We start from the raw sequence: 17,774 nt of genomic DNA on the forward strand, positions 1-17,774 counted from the left end.
ACCGGGATCAGTTCGTCACGTCGGCGGCGGTGTCGGTACCGCCGGGCTGCCCGTCACTGCCATATGAGGTGATGTCGTAATCACGGCCCTTGGTGCCGGGTGACTTATAGGTGTAGGCCTTGCCCCAGGGATCAGGCGGGACGGCCTTCTGCAGGTAGGGGCCATTCCACTTGGTGGCGCCTGCAGGGCGTTCCAGCAGGGCATTGAAACCTTCGGCAGTGGTCGGAAAACGGCCAACATCGGTGCGGAACAGATCTACAGCCTTGGAGAAGGATTCGATCTGGGCCTTTGCTACGGTCTGCTCGGACTTGCCGATGGACGAGAAGTACTTCGGGCCCACATAAGCTGCCAGCATGCCGATGATGGCTACCACCACCAGCAGTTCAAGCAGCGTAAACCCCTTGTCTGCACGACCGAAGCCGCTCACGTTCCTCTTGCTGTTACGCATTTGTCTCACCAGTATTGTTTTCAGTGGCCCTCTGACAGACTGCCAGAGTGTGAAGTTCAGGCCACGACAAATTGCACAAAACCGCGCAAACCCAATAAATTCGCGGCGCCGCAACAATCCGGCCCGTCTTCACCCAAGACGCGGGAGCATGCCACAAAGCCGCTCCAAGTCCAATTCTGTTGCGCCAGATCGACTGTCTTTACGCTTCCGCACCTATTATCGGGGGCCGGCCAACTCGCCTTTGCAGCCCATGAACGCAACACATTTCCGCGAAGCCCGTTTCTACATCAGCCTGTCGATTGCAGCGGCCGTCGCCACCATCACGCTGAAGTTGTTTGCGTGGTGGATCAGCGGATCTGTCGGTCTCCTCTCGGACGCCCTGGAGTCCTTCGTCAATCTGGTCGGCGCAAGCTTTGCACTGTGGATGATCCAGATTGCCAGCACACCGCCCGACGCAGACCATCCCTACGGCCACAGCAAGGCCGAGTACTTTTCGAGCGGCTTTGAAGGCATGCTCATTTTCGCCGCCGCAGCGCTGATCCTGTGGACAGCCATTCCGCGCCTGTTCGCCCCGACACCGCTGGAGTCCCTGGGGATCGGCTTGTGGCTGTCGGCGGCCAGCACTGCATTGAATTTCATGGTCTCGCGCCTGCTGTCCCGAGCCGGACAGCGTCTGCGCTCGGTAGCGCTGGAGGCAGATGCCCGCCACCTGATGACCGACGTCTGGACGACACTGGGCGTGATCGTTGGCCTGATTGCCGTCGCGCTGACTGGGTGGCTGTGGCTCGACGCTCTGATCGCCATCGGCGTCGCGCTGCACATTTTGTTCGAAGGCTGGAAGCTCATGCGGGCAGCAACCGCGGGGCTGATGGACGAGTCGCTGCCGGGTGAAGATCTGGCAAGCATTGAAACCGTGCTGGAAGATTTCCGCGCTCAGGGCGCTTCCTTCCTGCAACTCAAGACCCGTCAGGCTGGCAGCACACGCTTTGTCCATGTCACCGTGCAAGTCCCCGGCGACTGGCATGTGGACGTGGCACACGATCTGCTCGACAAGGTTGAAGCCCGCATTGCCGAGGCTCTGCAAGGCGCACAGGTCAGCACCCACCTTGAACCCCTGCGCAGCGCATGATGCCGCGCAGGCGGCCGCGCCACTATTCGGATAAAATCCACTGATGCTTTATCACCTCGCCAGACCTCTGCTCTTCTCTCTCGATCCCGAGAAAGCTCACGAATTCACCCTGTCCACACTGCACCACCTGGGTGGCTGGATGCCTGCTTGCCCACGCAATCAGGGCACACCGGTGGAGTTTATGGGCATTCGCTTCCCCAATCGCGTCGGCCTCGCAGCCGGCCTGGACAAGAATGCAGAAGCCATCGACGGACTGGCCGCTTTCGGCTTCGGCTTCATCGAAGTCGGCACCGTGACACCGCGCCCACAGCCGGGCAATCCGAAGCCGCGCATGTTCCGCATCCCGGAAGCCAAAGCCATCATCAACCGCATGGGCTTCAACAACCACGGTGTCGACAACCTCGTCACCCGCGTCAAAGAGGCGAAGTTCACCGGCGTACTTGGCATCAACATCGGCAAGAACTTCGACACACCTATCGAAAAAGCCGCCGACGATTACCTGATCTGCCTGGAGAAGGTCTACGCCCATGCGAGCTACGTGACGGTGAACATCTCCTCGCCCAACACCAAGAACCTGCGCCAACTGCAGGGCGAGTCCGAACTCGACGACCTGCTCGGGCGCCTGAAATCCCGCCAGACCGATCTGGCCGAAAAGCATGGCAAGTACGTGCCGATGACGCTCAAGATCGCCCCCGATCTGGATGACGCGCAACTTACCAACATCGCCGACGCACTTCGTCGCCACCGCATCGACGGCGTAATCGCCACCAACACCACCATCGGCCGTGAAGGTGTCGAAGGCCTCCGTAACGCCACTGAAACCGGCGGTTTGTCCGGGGCGCCGGTGCGCGAGAAGTCGACCCGAGTCGTTCGCGAACTGGCCAGCCGACTCGCTGGCGAGTTGCCTATCATCGGCGTGGGTGGTATCACAGAAGGGGCGCATGCTGCGGAGAAGATTGCCGCCGGCGCGAGCCTTGTTCAGCTCTACACGGGATTCATCTACGGAGGTCCCGGCCTGGTCTGCGACAGCATTTCTGCTACCAGCAAAGGCTGACCACCACAGGAGTCCGCATGACTCACTACCTTCTCTTGCTGATCGGCGCGGTACTGGTCAACAACGTCGTCTTCGTCCGCATCCTCGGGCTGTGTCCGTTCATGGGTGTTTCGAAGAAGTACGAGACCGCAGTCGGCATGGGCGCCGCGACCACATTCGTGCTCACGCTGGGCTGCGGCACAAGCTACCTTATAGACCATTACCTGCTCGCTGCATTCGACGTCGGTTACCTGCGTACCCTGGCGTTTATCGTCGTCATTGCAGCCATCGTGCAACTCACAGAACTGGTGCTGGCAAAGACCAGCCCGGTGCTGCACCAGGTGCTGGGCATCTACCTGCCGCTGATCACCACCAACTGCGCGGTACTCGGTATCCCCCTGCTGTCGGTGGCTTATCGTCACAATTTTCTCGAAGCGCTGTTGTTCGGCTTCGGCAGTTCGCTGGGGTTCTCGCTGGCATTGGTCCTTTTCGCCGGCATTCGTGAGCGCCTTGATGGCGCCGACATCCCTATCCCGTTCCGGGGAACGGCCATTGCGCTCGTCACCGCCGGACTCATGAGCCTTGCCTTCATGGGCTTTGCCGGACTGGACAAATACTGATGCTGAGTTCGCTTGCCGTCATGCTGGGTCTGGCGCTGGTCATCGGCGCAGTGCTCGGCTGGGCATCGCTGAAGTTCAAGGTCGAGGGTGACCCACTGGTCGACAAGATCGACGCCATCCTGCCGCAAACACAGTGCGGGCAATGCGGCTTCCCCGGCTGCAAGCCTTACGCCACGGCTATCGCCGGAGGTGAAGCCGACATCAACCAATGCCCGCCCGGCGGCGAAGAGGGTATCCGCAAGCTGGCCGACTTGCTGGGTCGCGAATTCAAACCCCTGAACGCCGAGAACGGTGTCGAAAAACCCAAGGCCGTCGCCTTCATCGACGAGCAAACCTGCATCGGCTGCACGCTATGCATCCAGGCCTGCCCTGTCGATGCCATCTCTGGCGCAGCCAAGCAGATGCACACCATCATTGCGCCGCTTTGCACTGGCTGCGAACTGTGCGTAGCGCCCTGCCCGGTTGACTGCATCACCATGGAGACCGTGCAGGAGACCTACGACACATGGAAGTGGCGTTACCCGGTTGTTCCGCTCAAGGAGGTAGCTGCGTGAATCCCCTGCGCAAGCTCTTCGACTTCAATGGTGGAGTGAGGCCAGCGACCAACAAGAGCGATTCGACGCGCGAGCCGATTGCTACCGTTCCCTTGCCACCCGAGCTGGTTATCCCTCTGCACCAGAGCATAGGCGGCACGCCGCACCCCATCGTGACGGTCGGCCAATACGTGCTGAAAGGCCAGCGCATCGGCGACGCGGATGGCAACTTTTCGTCGGCTATCCACGCATCCACCTCTGGCAAAGTCATTGCTATCGAGCCGCGTGTGATGGCGCACACCTCGGGCCTCAAGACGCTTTGCGTTGTGCTGCAACCGGATGGCACGGAACGCTGGCTCGAAGAAGCGCCACTCGACTGGCAGAGCGCCGCCCCTGAGGTGCTACGCGATTTCCTGCGCGACGCGGGTGTGGTGGGTTTGGGGGGGGCGGTATTCCCCAGCCACCTCAAGCTGCAACCCGGGCGCGACAAACCGCTCAAGACGCTGGTCATCAACGGCGCAGAGTGCGAGCCCTTCATCACCTGCGACGATCTGCTGATGCGCGAACGCCCGGCAGCCATCTTGCGCGGCGTAGCGATCATGCGCCATCTGCTCGGAGCGGAAGAGGTTCTCATCGGTATTGAGGACAACAAGCCCCAGGCCATTGCGGCGATGCAAACCGCCTGCAAGAGCTTTGCGGGGATCGAAACCGTCGCCGTGCCGACTCGCTACCCCGCAGGTGGAGCCAAGCAATTGATCCGCGTGCTGACCGGCATCGAAGTCCCGCACGGCGAGCGCTCCACCGATTACGGCGTGCAGTGCTTCAATGTCGGCACGGCCTACGCGATTCACGAGGCGGTCGAACTGCGTCGTCCGCTGGTGTCACGCATCGTCACGGTCGCGGGCAATGTTGAACAGCCACGTAACTATGAGGTGCTGTTCGGCACCCCCATGGACCACCTCGTCAAACTCGCGGGTCTCAAGCCCGACACTGACGCTTTCATCATGGGTGGGCCGATGATGGGCTTCCGCATGCCGGCATTCGATGTGCCTGTGGTCAAGGCAACCAACTGCGTCATCGCTGCAAGCCCCACACTGTTTGCGCCGCCACCGCCTGAGATGCCCTGCATCCGCTGTGGCGAGTGCGCACGCGCCTGCCCGGCCGACCTGCAACCTTTCGAGCTCTACTGGCACGCCCGCGCAAAGAACTTCGGCAAGGCTCAGGAGTATCACCTGTTCGACTGCATCGAATGTGGCTGCTGCAGCTACGTCTGCCCCTCATCGATCCCGCTCGTCGATTACTACCGTTTCGCCAAGAGCGAGATCTGGGATCGCGAAAAGCAGAAAGACTCGGCAGACGCCGCCCGTGATCGCTTCGAGTTTCGCAACTTCCGTCAGGAACGCGAAAAGCAGGAGAAGGCAGAGAAGCTTGCTGCACGCAGCAAACCCGCAGCCAGCGCAGAAGTAAGCGCAACGACAACGGGGGATGGCGACAGCGCTGCCGAAGATCCCAAGAAGGCACTCATCGCCGCTGCGCTGGCCCGTGCTCAAGCGCAGAAAGCCGCTGCGGCAGAGAGCGCTTCCAACAGTTCCGGAGAACCTTCATGAGCACGCAAGTTCGCTGGGGCATCCTCGGCTATGCCCGCATTGCCCGGCTATCGGCCATTCCCGCCATCCTGCGCGCCGGCAATGCCGAACTCAGCGCCATAGCATCGCGCGATGCAGCCAAGCTCGCCGAATGTGCCACGCAGTTTCCGCTGGCGCGGCTGCACATGACCTACGACGCCTTGCTGGCTGACCCGGACGTCGATGCGATCTACGTACCCCTGCCCAATTCTCAGCACCGCGACTGGACGATTGCCGCGCTTGAAGCCGGCAAGCACGTGCTGTGCGAGAAGCCCATTGCCCTCACCGCCCGGCAGGCCCGCGACATGGGCGCCGCCGCCAAGCACGCCGACCGGCTGTTGATGGAAGCCTTCATGTACCGCTACACCGACCGTATCCGGCAGGTGCGGACGGTCTTGGCGAGCGGTGAGCTGGGGGTCATCCGCCATGTCAATGCAAGCTTCCGCTTCTTTCTCGATCGTGAGAACACGATCAAGGAACAGGCAGGTCTTGGCGGCGGAGCCCTCTACGACGTGGGTTGCTACCCGATCAACCTGTTGGGCCTCATCACCGAGAAGCTGCCCGTTCGCTGCCAGGCTTACGCCGAGATGAAGGGCGGTGTAGACGTCAATCTTTCCGCCTTGCTGCAGTATGGCGACGGCATGATCGCCAACCTACACTGCGGCTTCAATGCTCATCCGTTCATGCACGCCGAAGTCATCGGCACGCAAGGCCGGCTGGAAATCCGCGACACCTTCACCGACGCAGCTGGTGAGCTCTACGTGTACACCACGACCGGTACACGCAGCATTGCCGTGGCCGAGTCGGATCGTTACGGCGCCGAATTCCGCGACTTCTCCGCCGCCATTCTCGAAGGCCGTACGCCGCTGCTGACCCTCGAAGAGTCGATCCGCAACATGGAAGTGCTGGACATGATCCGGGAGAGCCTGCCTTGAGCCCCCAGCCACTCCAGTGCCACGGAAAGGCGGGCTGCTGAATGTTCCCCAGCCGTCAGAACAATTCGCCCTACGTCCGCGCGCAGACCAGTGTCACGCAGGTCATGCTCAAGGTGCTGCTGGCCCTGCTGCCAGCCATCGGCACCTACGTCTGGCTATTCGGAATCGGAGTGCTGGTGCAGCTGCTACTGGCCAGCGTCACGGCACTCGTCGCCGAAGCCGCAATGCTGAAGTTGCGTGGCAAGCCGACCGGCATGTTCCTGTCGGACCTGTCAGCCATCGTGACAGCATGGTTGATTGCACTGGCGTTCCCATCCATCGCACCGTGGTGGGTCATCGTACTCGGCACCGCATTCGCCATCGTGATCGCCAAGCACCTCTACGGTGGGCTTGGCCAGAACCCTTTCAATCCGGCGATGGTGGCGTACTGCGTAATGATTGTTGCCTTCCCGGCACTGATGTCGCAGTGGCCTGCTGCAGGCCTGGACAATGCAACGCAACTGGCGCGCATCTTCGGTCAGAGCGGCACCATCGACGCACTGACCGGTGCCACGCCGCTTGACGCCTTGCGCACCGGACTCCGCGAAAGCGGTGCCACGGTGGCACAGACGCTCGGCGGCCCTGCCTTCGGTTGGGCGGGTGGCAAGGGCTGGGAATGGATTGCGGCGGCCTACGCCCTTGGCGGCGCCTTCCTGCTGCAACAACGCATCATCACCTGGCACATTCCGGCGGCCTTCCTGGGCGGCCTGGCGGTGATCGCAGGCATTGCCGCGCTGGCCAATGGCAGCAACTTCCCCGGTCCTCTCTATCACCTCGCGACAGGCGGCAGCATGCTTGGCGCTTTCTTCATTCTCACCGACCCGGTCTCGGGCGCCACGACGCCGCGCGGTAAACTGCTCTTCGGCGTTGGTGCTGCGTTGCTGACCTGGATCATCCGCAGCTTCGGCGCTTACCCCGACGGCATTGCTTTCGCCACGCTGCTGATGAATCTCTGCGTACCGATTCTCGACATGAAGACACAACCGCCCGTGTTCGGGCACAAGAACCATTGAAGGAGCGCTGAAATGTTCACCGGCATCGTCAAGGGAACAGCCCGACTGAGCGCACTGGAGCGCAAGGCCGGCCTGTCGACCCTGACCCTGGACTTCCCGCCCGGCTTCGATGCAGAGCTCGAAGCCGGTGCCAGCGTGGCCGTCGACGGCGTCTGTCTCACCGTCACCCGCCACGCATCGGGCTGGGCCGAGTTCGACGTGATGCAGGAAAGCCTTGTTCGCACTACCCTGGCGGACATCGCTGTGGGAGACCTCTTCAACGTCGAACGCGCCGCCCACGACGGTGCCGAGATTGGCGGCCACCCGCTCTCGGGGCATGTAGATTGCACGGCAACCGTTGTCGGCATCGAAACACCTGAGAACAACAAGGTCATGCGCTTCGAAGTCGCGCCTGAATGGATGCATTACATCTTCGCCAAGGGCTACATCGCCGTGAACGGCTGCAGCCTGACGGTCAGCGACGCGGACCGCGCCTCGCGCCGCTTCTCCGTATGGTTCATCCCCGAAACGCTGCGGATGACCACCTTTGACGCAAAAACCATCGGCAGCCGCGTCAACATCGAGATCGAGCGCGCCACCCAGGTGACGGTCGACACCATCCGCAACTACCTTGACGAACGCCTTGGCCCCCTGCTGCCGCGCCTCGAAGCCTTGCTGGGCACCAGTCTTGTCGAGCAGACCACCGCCAGCCTTCCCGGCGCCACGCAGACCAAGCCCTGATGACCAAGCCACAAAGTCCGCTCAGACTCTCACTGCAGACAGCCGCAGTGATGATGCTGTTCACGCTGGTCTTCACAGCTGTGATGGCGGGCACCTACAAGGCCACGCAAAATACCATTGCAGCCAGCGCCGAGGCCGAGAAACTGCAACTCATCAACCAGATCCTGCCGCCGCAAAGCTATGACAACAAGCTGCTGCAGGATGCGCTGACACTGGGTCCGACGCCCGAACTGGGATTGGACCAGGGCGGCCACATCTGGCGGGCACGCAAGGATGGCCAACCCGTCGCTGTCGTGCTGGAAGCCGTCGCACCTGATGGTTACAGCGGCAAGATCCGGCTGGTGATTGCCATCCTGGCAGACGGCAAGGTCAGCGGCGTACGCATCACTGAGCACCGTGAAACACCGGGTCTGGGCGACTACATTGATCCGAAGAAGGACCGCAACAAGCAGCAGCCCTGGATCGCGCAGTTCAGTGGCAAATCCGCGAGCTCGCCGGGAGCGGAGCACTGGAAGGTAAAAAAGGACGGCGGTGATTTCGCCTACATGACCGGTGCAACGATCTCGCCGCGCGCCGTGGTGGCAGCCGTGGCGCGTGCGGTCCGCTACGAACAGGCGCAGCGTGAAGCGCTCTACGCAAGGACGTCGCCATGAGCAAACCCGATTACAAGGAAATCCTCTGGAACGGCGTCTGGAAGCAGAACACCGGCCTCGTCCAGCTTCTGGGCCTGTGTCCCATCCTCGCCGTGTCGAGTACCTTCGTGAACGGCGTCAGCCTCGGTCTCGCCACCATCATCGTGATGATGATGTCTGGCGCCGTCGTCGCCGCGCTGCGCAATTTTATCCCCTACGAAATCCGCATCCCCGTCTTCATCCTCATCATCGCCGCACTGGTCACCGTGCTCGACCTCGCCATGAACGCATGGCTGCATTCGCTCTACGTCGTGCTGGGTATTTTTGTACCGCTGATTGTCACCAACTGCATCGTGCTGGCACGCGTCGAAGCCTACGCTGCCAAGAACGGGCCACTCGCCTCTGCCTTCGACGGCATCGGCATGGGCGCCGGCCTCGTCGTTGTGCTGTCCCTGCTCGGTGGCATCCGCGAGGTGCTGGGTACCGGCATGCTTTTCGCGGGCATCGAAGCCATCATTCCCGGCACACAGCCCCTTCACATCCTGCCAGCAGACTACCCAGGCTTCCTCATCGCCATCCTGCCACCAGGTGCTTTCATCGCGCTGGGCTGTCTGATCGCGTTGCGTAACTGGTCAGAGGCGCGGGCAGCGAGGCGTGCCCCGCCAACACCTGCGGAACCCAGCACGCCGGAAGCACAATCGGCCTGACACACGTCATGCCTCGCAACATGACCAAGGCTGAAATCAGCGAGGCGTTTGCCCGCTGGCGAGCCGCGAACCCACACCCGGTCACCGAACTGGAATACGGATCCCCCTTCCAGCTGCTGGTCGCTGTCGTCATGTCGGCACAGGCCACCGACAAGGGCGTCAACCTCGCCACGCGCAAACTGTTCCCGGTGGCACCTACGCCCGAAGCCATGGCCACACTTGGCGAAGAGGGGATCGCCGGTTACATCAAGACGATCGGTCTCTATCGCAACAAGGCCAGGAATGTCGCGATGTTGTCGCGACAATTGCTGGAGCGACACGCAGGCGAAGTACCGCATGATCGCGAAGCGCTGGAAGCCTTGCCCGGCGTCGGCCGCAAGACTGCCAACGTTGTGCTCAATGCCATCTGGCGTGAGCCAGTGATGGCCGTCGACACGCATATCTTCCGCATCTCCAACCGCATGGGGCTGGCGCCGGGCAAAGATGTGCTGGCCGTCGAAAAGGCACTGATGCGTCGAATTCCCAAGGAATACCTTGTCGATGCGCACCACTGGCTGATCCTTCACGGCCGCTATGTCTGCACGGCACGCTCGCCGAAGTGTGGCAACTGCATCACGCGGGATCTCTGCCAGAGCCCGGACAAGCTTGCCTGAGGGCTATCTCAGCCCTTCAGACCTCTTGCCGCTCTGGCCTCAATCTCCTCGGTGCTCTCTCCGCGCGTGCAGCGACTGGCGATAATCACTGCCGAATTGGCCAGTTGATGCCGGTCTGGTCCTGTGCCTTCTCCGGTCAACAGGGACACCGGGACACCAGCGGCCTTGAGACGCTCCGCAAGCACCGTCTGGGAGGGCCAGACGACATTCCTGTCCTCCGGATCACCCAGTACGAACACGCGCAGGGCTGGATGCATCCTGGTTCGGTCAAGGAAATCGACAGGCTCATAAGAGTCACTGTATCCCGTCATGTCTGTCGTGCGACCACGCAACTTGTAGCGCACGGATGGCGAGGAGGGAGAAGAGGTCGGTACCGCACAGACGATGTCGGAGCGCTCGGTCAACAAGGAAGCCGTGACGTGCCCACCACCGCTTTGCCCGGCGACCACCCATTCACTGATGCCGAAGCGTTGTTTCAGGACGTCCATAGCCACGGTGATCAGCATGGACTCCTGCAGCCGACGTCGTTGCATGTGATCCCCCGAGGAGCCATGCGTGCCCGGCCTGCCAAAGAATATGTATGGAATGCCCTGTCCTTTCGCCACACGATCGGCAACAGCCTGCAGCTTCTCCATGCTGCTCTGCAGGTAGTTGTCGGAAGGGTCATCCACATCGCCGTGAAAAAATATCAGGGCTCGCTTTACTGGCTGGCCATCGAATCCCGCCGCCCAGAATCGCAAGCATTCCGCACCATAATCTCCTGCGTCAGCCCAGACGGCATTCGCAACCCGTGCGCACTGCGCGCGAGTCGCCTGAACGCCGACCCTCACAGCGAACTTCGAGAAGTCGCCTTGTTCTGTGAACTCGATGCGCTCTGCAGCTGTGGCACATACCGAAAGACCGGCGACGACCGTCAGCGCGAACAAAGCCTTGCGCATGCTGTTTTTCATTGAACAAGTATCCATGGTTGGCAATTCAGGCTGCATCTTAGCTTCGCTACCCATGCCCTGCCCTCAGACTTACAATCCCGGCCATTCATCCAGACTCGCATTCCCCATGTTCAACCCCACCCGTGACCAGGCGCGCAGCTTCTTCATCGAATGCTGGCGCAAACGTAAAGGCAACGAACCCATGGAAGCCATGGAGCAACTCGTTGCCGACATCATTGCCTCGCACCCCGAATACCACAGTCTGTTCGAAAATCCGGATGCGGCGGACAAGGACTTCGCACCCGAAGATGGGCAGATCAACCCCTTCCTGCACATCTCGCTTCACCTTGCTGTCGAAGAGCAGCTTGGAATCGACCAGCCACCGGGCCTGCGCGAAGCCTACCAGGCATGCCTGAATCGCTGCGGCAACGCTCACGAAGCACGCCATGACGTGCTGGAGAGCCTTGCTGAAACCCTGTGGGAAGCCCAGCGCAACGGCACGCCCATGGATGCAATGGCCTACGTGGAACGCGTGAAGCGAAGGGGCGGCGCATGATTGATACGGTCGTGTTCGATCTGGGTAATGTGCTGATTCCCTGGGATGTGCGCTGGCTGCTGCGGGACTACTTCGCCGATGATGCTGCAATTGAAGGCTTCATGAAGGAAATCGACTTTTTCGCTTGGCACGCGCAGCAAGATGCAGGCTATCCGGTAGCCCAGGCGGTCGCAGAGCACACTGCACGTTTTCCGCAGCATGCCGTAGCGATCCGGGCTGTCTACGAGCGCTGGTTCGACACCATGGGTCCGGCAATCAGTGGTTCCGTCGCGCTGCTGCGCGAACTTCAGGCGGCAGGTCTGCGCCGCTATGCCCTGTCCAATTTCTCCGCGGAGCTGTTCTATCTGAGTCAGTCGCGCTTCGACTTCTGGGATGCCTTCCAGGGCATCGTGCTGTCGGGTGAAGAAGGGGTGAACAAGCCAGCCGTACGCATCTACGAAGTGCTTTTCGAGCGCTACGACATTGACCCGGCACGTGCAGTGTTCCTCGATGACAGCCTGCCTAATGTCGAAGCATCTCGCGCCCTGGGCATGCGCGCCGTGCATTTCAAGGATGCAGACTCTGCACGCCTGGCGTTACGCGCTATGGGCCTGCCGGTCTGACCGTCAGCGCAGCTTGCCGGCGCTTGCCGTGCGTGGACAAATGCCGCGCTTGGGATCGAAGGGATCGAACCACACCTCCTTGCGTTGAAGCGGTGTGGCCTCAGACAGGGTTGGATTGGGAATCTGGAAGACCGTGCGCTTGCACAGGTCTGCGCGCTTGATGAGGTCGGCATTGAACTTGAGCATGATGCGCTGGAGCGTACCGTCCCTCACAAGCATCTCCATGCCCTCTTCGATGCGCTTGGCCAGACGAGGCTCTTTCGGCGACACGAAAATGTAGGTCGGCAGTGGCATGTTGAGCAGCAAGGCCTGATCGATGGCCAGATCAGGCAGGTCCTTGTGCCATATCTCGTACTCGGAGAACGCTTCGTTGAGACTGCGCGGCAGGTAGTCCGAGCGCCCTGACATCAACATTTTCAGAAGCGCGTCGTAGGTCTCGGCCGGGGCGACCTGAAAACCATTAGCCTCCGCCACCTTGCGAGAGGCCCAGCCAGTTCCGACACCCATCGAAAGCGACTTGAGTGCATCGACGGTCCTGATGGCAGCCATGTAGGGTTGCGCATCCGCGCGGATCAGTGAAATGCGAAGTCCCGACAAACCCATGTCGACCGGTATCCGCACGGTCAGCAGCTTTTCTTCCCACTTGGGCTGGGTCGCCGTCATCGACATGTTGATCATTCGCCCCTCGATCAACTCTTCGAGCATGCGCTCGCGTGAGAGGCTGACCGTAGTGCTCACGTATCGATAAGGCCCGTACTTGCCCTCGGTGCGCTTGAGTGCCTCCTCAAGAACCGAAATCTTGAAATCAGGGATCTTGCCTTTCGCTGGATCTGCGCCCTGCAGCAGAACCAGATCCATTGCCTGCGCAGGCAAGGCACAGGTCAACGCCATTGACGCATGGACAACCAATAGCCAGCGCGACAATACGCCACACCTCATTGAGGTCCCCCTTGCCTGGCAAGCGCCAGAGTGATTGAAAGGGGCCCGTGGCTGCCTCCCCAAGCGCCGGGCCTGTTTCAATCATATCCAGTGCGACCCCTCTCGTGCCAACATACGCATCATGAATTTCCCTGATAGTGCCACCAACGCAGCCGATTCCGAGGCGATCCAGCGCGTCGTCAAGGTCCGGCGCGACTACAACACCTGGGTCGCCAACGAAACCATCGAGGACTACGCCCTGCGATTCACCGCGCGGGGTTTCCGCAAGTGGAGTGAATGGCGGGTTGCCAACACCGCTTTTGGCGCAGCGTCGTTCCTGGTGCTGGAGGCAGTTGGTGCCACCCTGTTGGTGAACTTCGGCTTCGTAAACGCCTTCTGGGCCATCATTGCCACCGGGATCATCATTTTCCTTTGCGGGCTGCCTATCAGCCACTATGCAGCGCGCTACGGCGTGGACATGGACCTGCTCACGCGCGGCGCGGGTTTTGGCTACATTGGTTCGACGCTGACCTCGCTCATCTACGCCAGCTTCACCTTCATCTTTTTTGCTCTCGAAGCAGCCATCATGGCCTATGCACTGGAGCTGGCCTTCGATATCCCACCCTGGGTGGGCTACATGCTCTGTGCGCTGGTCGTGATTCCGCTGGTCACGCACGGCGTCACCGTCATCTCGCGTTTGCAGACCCTGACCCAACCTGTATGGCTGATTCTGCTCGCCCTGCCCTTCATCTACGTGCTGCATAAGAATCCGGGCGTGATCGGGGAACTGACAAGCTACGCGGGCGGTGACGGCAAGGGCGGAGAGTTCAATGTTTATCTCTTCGGAGCTGGTCTCACCGTAGGTATAGCGCTCATCACCCAGATGGGCGAGCAGGTTGATTACCTGCGCTTCATGCCTGAGCGCACTGCTCAGAACCGCAAGAAGTGGTTTGTCTGCATGCTGGTCGGAGGCCCCGGCTGGGTGCTGCCGGGCGTCGCGAAAATGCTCGGAGGCACACTGCTCGCCTACCTCGCGATCCGCAATTCCGTGCCGCTCGATCGTGCCGTCGACCCGAACCAGATGTATCTAATCGGTTTTGAAAACGTCTTCAACCGCAGCGACTGGGCTGTCGCCGTAACGGCGCTGTTCGTCATCATCTCGCAGCTGAAGATCAACGTAACCAACGCCTATGCCGGTTCGCTGGCCTGGTCGAACTTCTTTGCACGGCTGACACACAGCCACCCCGGCCGCGTCGTCTGGGTGGTATTCAACACTCTGATCGCGCTGATGCTCATGGAGCTCAATGTGTTCCAGGCGCTGGGCCAGGTACTGGGCCTGTACTCGAACATCGCCATCTCCTGGATTGTTGCCGTCGTAGCCGACCTCGTAATCAACAAACCCTTGGGGCTGTCGCCCAAGGGCATCGAGTTCAAGCGCGCCCACCTCTACGATGTGAATCCAGTCGGCGTAGGGGCCATGCTGATCGCTTCAGCGCTATCCATCTCGGCATACGTCGGCCTGTTCGGCCCCAAGGCCGAAGCCTTTGCCTCCTTCATTGCACTGGCGACGGCTTTACTCGTGTCACCCCTGCTGGCCTGGCTGACCCAGGGCAAGTACTACCTCGCACGGCAAAGTAATCGCGAGGCTTTCGCCACAGGCGTTGTACCCTGCGTAATATGCGAGCGTCACTACGAGGCCGACGACATGGCGCATTGCCCTGCCTACCAGGGTGCGATCTGCTCCCTGTGCTGCTCGCTGGACGCACGCTGCAACGACCTCTGCAAGCCAGAAGCACGACTGTCGTCCCAGTGGTCACGATTGTTGCAACGCCTGCTGCCCCAGCGCTTCTGGCCCTACATCAACTCCGGCCTCGCTCACTACCTGCTGCTGATGAGCTGCATAGTGCCGATGATTGCCCTGTTGCTGGGGTTACTCTATTTCCACGAATCACAGATGCTGGCGAGGGCCGACCAAGACCTGCTGGAGTCCCTGCGCATCTCGTTCATCAACGCCTTTGCTGCGCTGTCCCTCGTCAGTGGCATCGTCTGCTGGTGGCTGGTGCTGACGCACAAGAGCCGCCAGGTAGCGCAGGAAGAATCGAATCGTCAGACACATCTGCTGATGCGCGAAATCGAATCGCACAAGCGTACTGACGAACAGCTTCAGCGCGCCAAGCAGGCAGCAGACCAGGCCAACCAGGCCAAGAGTCGCTACATCACCGCCATCAGTCACGAGTTGCGCACGCCGCTCAACAGCATCCTCGGCTACGCACAGATCCTTGACGGTGACCCAACCATCCCCGCGCACAGGCAACAAGCCGTCAAGGTCATACGCCGCAGCGGCGACCACCTGCTGTCACTCATCGAGGGCACACTGGATATCGCCCGCATCGAAGGCGGCAAGCTGCGCCTCGACATCCGCGCCGTGGACTTCTCCGAGCTGATGCAGCAGCTGGTGCGCATGTTCGAGCAACAAGCACGCGCAAAAGGATTGGCCTTCGAGTTCGAGGTTCAGGGTGAGCTGCCCCGCGTCGTACGCGGTGACGAAAAACGCCTGCGACAGATCCTCATCAACCTGCTCGGCAATGCCGTCAAATTCACCAGCGAAGGTCGGGTCGACCTGCGTTTGCGCTACGCCCGTGAAATGGCGGTTTTCGAGATCGAGGACACCGGCCCTGGCATCCCCGCCGACGAGCTGGATCAGATCTTCGAGCCCTTCTCGCGCGGCACGGCAGCGCACGCCGAAGCCGCTGGCGGCACTGGCCTCGGCTTGACTATCGCGCGTATGCTCACCGACCTCATGGGTGGCGAAATGAGCGTACGTAGCGAACCGGGCGTCGGAACCTGTTTCATCGTGCGCCTGTTCCTGCCACAGGTGCATGGCAGTCACCGCCCTGCGGAGACCCCCGCATCGCAACGCATCGGCTATCGCGGCGAGCGTCGCCGCATCCTTATCGTGGACAACGAACAGGTCGACCGTGAGCTACTGGCGAGCATCCTCGCACCGCTGGGCTTCGAACTCGACCAGGCCGCATCCGGCCTCGAATGTCTCGAAGTCCTGCCGCGCTTTGCACCGCACCTCATCTTCATGGACCTTGCCATGCCCGGTATCGACGGCTGGGAAACCATCCGCCGCATACGCGCCATGTACAACAACAGTCTCGCAAATCATTCGTCGGGCCGTCCCAAGAATGATTTGCCTGCCCCCTTGGGGGGCGGCTTGGCCGAGACGGCCACAGCCGGGGGCTCACTCCCTCATTCGCCGGGCCGTCCCAAGAATGATTTGCATGCCCCCTTGGGGGGCGAGCTGGCCGAAACGGCCACTGCCGGGTGCGGGCAACCATCGATCGCGATCATCTCGGCCAATGCTTTCGACAAGGGCCTCGACAACGATGTGGGCATCGGCCCGCAGGATTTCATCCTCAAACCAGTCAAGGTCCAGGAATTGCTTGAATGGATAGGCAGCCGTCTTTCTCTTGAATGGGAAACCGGCCCGGCACCGCTCGCCACGCCTCCCCGCAAGCCCGTTCAGCGCACCGACACGCCACCGCATGACCAGCTCATCGCACTGCAGGAACAAGTCAATCTCGGCTATGTGCGCGGAATTCACGCCGCACTGGATAAAATCGAGGCCCACTACCCTGCCAGCCAGGCATTCGTCACCGACATGCGACAACTCGCCAACCGCTTCCAGCTGGAAACCCTGAGTCTGCAGCTGAGGAGGATTCTCGATGCCGCTTGACCGGCAGAGCGCCGACCTCGTGCTGATCGTCGACGACGTACCCGAGAATCTGTCAGTGCTGCACGACGCACTCGACGAGTCCGGTTTCACCGTGCTGGTCGCCACCAACGGCGAAACCGCACTGGCCCGTGCGCGGCAGGCTGTGCCCGACGTCATCCTGCTTGACGCCATGATGCCCGGCATGGACGGCTTCGAAGTCGCGCGCCGCCTCAAGGCCGACTTCAGCACCCAGCACATCCCCATCATCTTCATGACCGGGCTGACCGAGACCGAGCACGTCGTCGCCGCCTTCAACGCCGGCGGCAGCGACTACGTCAGCAAACCCATCCGCACCGGAGAAGTGATTGCCCGCATCAGCGCCCATCTGCAAAGTGCGCGGCAGATGAAGCAGGCGCGCAGCGCGCTCGACGCATTCGGCCAGGCCACCATCGCCGTGCGGCCCGACAGCGGCCTCATCACCTGGCAAACCCCCCTGGCCCGCAGCGTACTCGGCCGCCATTTCACGCCGGACATCCGTAGCGCGCCGGAAGAAATCCTCGAGTGGATACGCAATGCCGCTGCTCAGCAAACCGCATCGACGCTGACGCTGCATCGTGCGGACACGCGCCTGATATTCACGCTGCATGCCCAGACCAGCGACGGAGACTGGCTGCTGGTGCTGCGCGAAGAATCCGACAGAGCCCCCACCGAAGCCCTCATCGCAGCCTTTCGCCTCACCCAGAAGGAAGCCGAGGTCCTTTACTGGGTCACCCAGGGCAAGACGAACAAGGACATCGGCGACATCCTTGGCTCCAGCCCACGCACTGTGCATAAGCATCTTGAGCACGTTTTCGAAAAGCTCGGTGTCGAAACACGCACAGCCGCAGCCAACCTGGCGCTGAGCCGCCTGCGGCAAGGCGGCTGAATCCGCCGGCTGCATTCACCACTAAGAACAGAACGC

The 17,774-nt window shown here is 61.3% G+C and carries 18 protein-coding genes; 15 read left to right on the forward strand and 3 right to left on the reverse strand.

The genetic code is table 11. The features are described from left to right. Positions 1-7 precede the first annotated feature (7 nt). Positions 8-448 (reverse strand): type II secretion system major pseudopilin GspG, encoded by a 441-nt coding sequence (gene gspG / locus ABEA02_RS03695; protein WP_345531478.1) that lies wholly within the window; start codon positions 446-448, stop codon positions 8-10. A gap of 250 nt (positions 449-698) precedes the next feature. Here gspG and ABEA02_RS03700 point away from each other — a divergent pair, with 250 nt between their 5' ends. The 11 genes from ABEA02_RS03700 to nth are packed head-to-tail and all read left to right on the forward strand — an operon-like array spanning position 699 to position 10,087. Then, positions 699-1,577 (forward strand): cation diffusion facilitator family transporter, encoded by an 879-nt coding sequence (locus tag ABEA02_RS03700; protein ID WP_345531479.1) that lies wholly within the window; start codon positions 699-701, stop codon positions 1,575-1,577. 43 nt (positions 1,578-1,620) lie between these two features. Next, positions 1,621-2,631 (forward strand): quinone-dependent dihydroorotate dehydrogenase, encoded by a 1,011-nt coding sequence (locus ABEA02_RS03705; protein WP_345531480.1) that lies wholly within the window; start codon positions 1,621-1,623, stop codon positions 2,629-2,631. A 17-nt stretch (positions 2,632-2,648) separates the two neighbouring features. Further along, entirely contained in the window at positions 2,649-3,230 is a 582-nt protein-coding gene (gene rsxA / locus ABEA02_RS03710) for an electron transport complex subunit RsxA (protein ID WP_345531481.1), read from the forward strand. Beyond that, positions 3,230-3,784, forward strand: a complete 555-nt coding sequence (rsxB, locus tag ABEA02_RS03715) for an electron transport complex subunit RsxB (RefSeq protein WP_345531482.1) — start codon at positions 3,230-3,232, stop codon at positions 3,782-3,784. The genes rsxA and rsxB overlap by 1 nt, the downstream gene beginning before the upstream one ends. Further along, positions 3,781-5,370 (forward strand): electron transport complex subunit RsxC, encoded by a 1,590-nt coding sequence (gene rsxC, locus ABEA02_RS03720; RefSeq protein ID WP_345531483.1) that lies wholly within the window; start codon positions 3,781-3,783, stop codon positions 5,368-5,370. The genes rsxB and rsxC overlap by 4 nt, the downstream gene beginning before the upstream one ends. Then, on the forward strand, positions 5,367-6,323 hold the full coding sequence (locus ABEA02_RS03725; RefSeq protein WP_345531484.1) for a Gfo/Idh/MocA family protein: 957 nt from the start codon (positions 5,367-5,369) through the stop codon (positions 6,321-6,323). Before rsxC ends, ABEA02_RS03725 begins: the two co-directional genes overlap by 4 nt. A gap of 41 nt (positions 6,324-6,364) precedes the next feature. Beyond that, positions 6,365-7,375, forward strand: a complete 1,011-nt coding sequence (locus tag ABEA02_RS03730) for an RnfABCDGE type electron transport complex subunit D (RefSeq protein WP_345531485.1) — start codon at positions 6,365-6,367, stop codon at positions 7,373-7,375. Positions 7,376-7,387: 12 nt separating this feature from the next. Then, entirely contained in the window at positions 7,388-8,095 is a 708-nt protein-coding gene (locus ABEA02_RS03735; protein ID WP_345531486.1) for a riboflavin synthase subunit alpha, read from the forward strand. After that, complete coding sequence (rsxG, locus tag ABEA02_RS03740) at positions 8,095-8,748, forward strand: electron transport complex subunit RsxG (RefSeq protein ID WP_345531487.1); 654 nt, start codon at positions 8,095-8,097, stop codon at positions 8,746-8,748. Before ABEA02_RS03735 ends, rsxG begins: the two co-directional genes overlap by 1 nt. Further along, positions 8,745-9,434, forward strand: a complete 690-nt coding sequence (gene rsxE, locus ABEA02_RS03745; protein WP_345531488.1) for an electron transport complex subunit RsxE — start codon at positions 8,745-8,747, stop codon at positions 9,432-9,434. Before rsxG ends, rsxE begins: the two co-directional genes overlap by 4 nt. A 20-nt stretch (positions 9,435-9,454) precedes the next feature. Then, positions 9,455-10,087 (forward strand): endonuclease III, encoded by a 633-nt coding sequence (gene nth / locus ABEA02_RS03750; protein WP_345531591.1) that lies wholly within the window; start codon positions 9,455-9,457, stop codon positions 10,085-10,087. A gap of 8 nt (positions 10,088-10,095) precedes the next feature. Here the strand turns inward: nth and ABEA02_RS03755 are convergent, their stop codons facing one another. Next, positions 10,096-11,091 (reverse strand): alpha/beta hydrolase family protein, encoded by a 996-nt coding sequence (locus tag ABEA02_RS03755; protein ID WP_345531489.1) that lies wholly within the window; start codon positions 11,089-11,091, stop codon positions 10,096-10,098. A gap of 52 nt (positions 11,092-11,143) precedes the next feature. Between ABEA02_RS03755 and ABEA02_RS03760 the strand changes: the two genes are divergently transcribed. Both ABEA02_RS03760 and ABEA02_RS03765 read left to right on the forward strand, forming a co-directional pair. After that, a complete protein-coding gene (locus tag ABEA02_RS03760) occupies positions 11,144-11,572 on the forward strand; it encodes a DUF1841 family protein (protein ID WP_345531490.1) in 429 nt (142 codons plus the stop codon). Beyond that, on the forward strand, positions 11,569-12,174 hold the full coding sequence (locus ABEA02_RS03765) for an HAD family hydrolase (protein WP_345531491.1): 606 nt from the start codon (positions 11,569-11,571) through the stop codon (positions 12,172-12,174). Before ABEA02_RS03760 ends, ABEA02_RS03765 begins: the two co-directional genes overlap by 4 nt. 3 nt (positions 12,175-12,177) lie before the next feature. Here ABEA02_RS03765 and ABEA02_RS03770 read toward each other — a convergent pair whose 3' ends face one another. After that, positions 12,178-13,032: a substrate-binding periplasmic protein gene (locus ABEA02_RS03770; RefSeq protein ID WP_345531492.1), complete on the reverse strand. Its 855-nt coding sequence runs from the start codon at positions 13,030-13,032 to the stop codon at positions 12,178-12,180. 202 nt (positions 13,033-13,234) lie between these two features. Here ABEA02_RS03770 and ABEA02_RS03775 point away from each other — a divergent pair, with 202 nt between their 5' ends. Further along, positions 13,235-16,834, forward strand: a complete 3,600-nt coding sequence (locus ABEA02_RS03775; RefSeq protein ID WP_345531493.1) for a hybrid sensor histidine kinase/response regulator — start codon at positions 13,235-13,237, stop codon at positions 16,832-16,834. Beyond that, on the forward strand, positions 16,824-17,738 hold the full coding sequence (locus tag ABEA02_RS03780) for a response regulator (RefSeq protein ID WP_345531494.1): 915 nt from the start codon (positions 16,824-16,826) through the stop codon (positions 17,736-17,738). Before ABEA02_RS03775 ends, ABEA02_RS03780 begins: the two co-directional genes overlap by 11 nt. Positions 17,739-17,774 lie beyond the last annotated feature (36 nt).

This window comes from Viridibacterium curvum (genome assembly GCF_039544165.1).
GTDB lineage: Bacteria > Pseudomonadota > Gammaproteobacteria > Burkholderiales > Rhodocyclaceae > Viridibacterium > Viridibacterium curvum.

Bases quoted from the DNA above. Each gene is read 5' to 3' on its own strand.
- ABEA02_RS03770 (WP_345531492.1), bottom strand. From the start codon at position 13,032: ATGGATCTGGTTCTGCTGCAGGGCGCAGATCCAGCGAAAGGCAAGATC.
- ABEA02_RS03735 (WP_345531486.1), top strand. From the start codon at position 7,388: ATGTTCACCGGCATCGTCAAGGGAACAGCCCGACTGAGCGCACTGGAG.
- rsxG (WP_345531487.1), top strand. From the start codon at position 8,095: ATGACCAAGCCACAAAGTCCGCTCAGACTCTCACTGCAGACAGCCGCA.
- ABEA02_RS03755 (WP_345531489.1), bottom strand. From the start codon at position 11,091: ATGGGTAGCGAAGCTAAGATGCAGCCTGAATTGCCAACCATGGATACT.
- ABEA02_RS03765 (WP_345531491.1), top strand. From the start codon at position 11,569: ATGATTGATACGGTCGTGTTCGATCTGGGTAATGTGCTGATTCCCTGG.
- ABEA02_RS03730 (WP_345531485.1), top strand. From the start codon at position 6,365: ATGTTCCCCAGCCGTCAGAACAATTCGCCCTACGTCCGCGCGCAGACC.
- ABEA02_RS03760 (WP_345531490.1), top strand. From the start codon at position 11,144: ATGTTCAACCCCACCCGTGACCAGGCGCGCAGCTTCTTCATCGAATGC.
- rsxB (WP_345531482.1), top strand. From the start codon at position 3,230: ATGCTGAGTTCGCTTGCCGTCATGCTGGGTCTGGCGCTGGTCATCGGC.
- ABEA02_RS03780 (WP_345531494.1), top strand. From the start codon at position 16,824: ATGCCGCTTGACCGGCAGAGCGCCGACCTCGTGCTGATCGTCGACGAC.
- ABEA02_RS03705 (WP_345531480.1), top strand. From the start codon at position 1,621: ATGCTTTATCACCTCGCCAGACCTCTGCTCTTCTCTCTCGATCCCGAG.
- rsxA (WP_345531481.1), top strand. From the start codon at position 2,649: ATGACTCACTACCTTCTCTTGCTGATCGGCGCGGTACTGGTCAACAAC.
- ABEA02_RS03775 (WP_345531493.1), top strand. From the start codon at position 13,235: ATGAATTTCCCTGATAGTGCCACCAACGCAGCCGATTCCGAGGCGATC.
- ABEA02_RS03700 (WP_345531479.1), top strand. From the start codon at position 699: ATGAACGCAACACATTTCCGCGAAGCCCGTTTCTACATCAGCCTGTCG.
- rsxE (WP_345531488.1), top strand. From the start codon at position 8,745: ATGAGCAAACCCGATTACAAGGAAATCCTCTGGAACGGCGTCTGGAAG.
- nth (WP_345531591.1), top strand. From the start codon at position 9,455: ATGACCAAGGCTGAAATCAGCGAGGCGTTTGCCCGCTGGCGAGCCGCG.
- gspG (WP_345531478.1), bottom strand. From the start codon at position 448: ATGCGTAACAGCAAGAGGAACGTGAGCGGCTTCGGTCGTGCAGACAAG.
- ABEA02_RS03725 (WP_345531484.1), top strand. From the start codon at position 5,367: ATGAGCACGCAAGTTCGCTGGGGCATCCTCGGCTATGCCCGCATTGCC.